The 1,034-nt window shown below is 45.0% G+C and carries 2 protein-coding genes; both read right to left on the bottom strand.

Annotated features, from left to right (window positions below):
- Nucleotides 1-142 precede the first annotated feature (142 nt).
- The gene (locus CHK_RS06165; RefSeq protein WP_046443167.1) at nucleotides 143-778 is read right to left on the bottom strand and encodes a DEAD/DEAH box helicase family protein; all 636 of its coding nucleotides are present in this window, start codon (nucleotides 776-778) and stop codon (nucleotides 143-145) included.
- Nucleotides 779-782: 4 nt separating this feature from the next.
- Nucleotides 783-965 carry a hypothetical protein gene (locus CHK_RS06160; protein WP_046442620.1) on the bottom strand — a complete coding sequence of 61 codons (183 nt, stop codon included), beginning with the start codon at nucleotides 963-965 and terminating at the stop codon, nucleotides 783-785.
- Between the last annotated feature and the right edge of the window lie 69 nt (nucleotides 966-1,034).

The following is a 1,034-nucleotide window of genomic DNA, read 5'->3' as shown; positions in this document are numbered from 1 at the left end:
ATGTCGTAGCTCAGGACAATTACGCTGCCCCACTCATAATTAACTTCCTCTACATTCAGAATCTTGACAATGTATCCGTCCACCGGCAGCCGTTCCTGCCCTTCGCCCATCGCTCTCGCTTCTTCATAGCCCTTTACTGGTTTCATTGCTTTTGTTCTCCTTTATTGATTTTGATATTGTAATATTCGCGAATCTTATCATCCACGTATTTCAGATCGTTCCCAATTTCAAGCGCATCAAACAAATCCGGCGGCGATTTCACAGTGTCCGTTCCGTCACTCTGCGTCCGGAATGTATATTTGCCATCTGTTACCTGCGTACGCAACACGATTGTAAACATGCCTTCGATCGTAATCTTTTCATCAAGCATTTTTCCAATGGTTTTGAATTTTATGCCGCCGTTTGCGTCTGTTTCAGTATGCCCCATAAAATATACAACCGTATCCTCCGCCAGCTCCTTGATCACCATTTGAATAAGGCTCCAGAAATTAAGCGCAATATCTGTAAATTTTTGATAGCCTGTAATTTTGGCATTCCGCATAAATTCATTTGCCATCAGGTATTGGCAATCGTCTATGGCGATGGATTTTGCTGTCGCTTTTTTCAAAACTTCTTCGATCAGCATGTAATTGTCCGAATTGAAAGGCTTTATTTCCGATCGGAAAGGCAGCGGCTTACTTGCAACGTTGATGATCCCCAGCTCGCCTTTTTTAAAATTTCTCATACTGAAGGACTTTCCGCTGCCGGACTGCCCCAAAATCATTACTGGTATTCCCATTTTTCTATATCTCCTTTACCTCAATAAGCCTTGAACCCTGCTTAATGAGCTCGCTCACAATGCGCCGTGCAGGAAGCCCCGTTTCCCGTTGGAGCTCCTGCAGCACCTTTAACGCTTCCTCATCGATACGCACACGGTCCACCGTGATCGGAACGGGCCTGTGTATTTCCAGAATAATTTTGTCCATTTACCGTTCCTCCATTCCTTCCACTTCCACCGGGCACCCGTCCCCGCGAAAATCGATGTTGTATAGTAT

This window comes from Christensenella hongkongensis (assembly GCF_000981035.1).
Lineage (GTDB): Bacteria > Bacillota > Clostridia > Christensenellales > Christensenellaceae > Christensenella > Christensenella hongkongensis.
Note: the sequence above shows the minus strand (reverse complement) of the source record. Positions and strands in the feature narration are given on the sequence as shown.

Coding starts and splice junctions, on each gene's coding strand:
- CHK_RS06160 (WP_046442620.1), bottom strand. CDS start 965: ATGGACAAAATTATTCTGGAAATACACAGGCCCGTTCCGATCACGGTG.
- CHK_RS06165 (WP_046443167.1), bottom strand. CDS start 778: ATGGGAATACCAGTAATGATTTTGGGGCAGTCCGGCAGCGGAAAGTCC.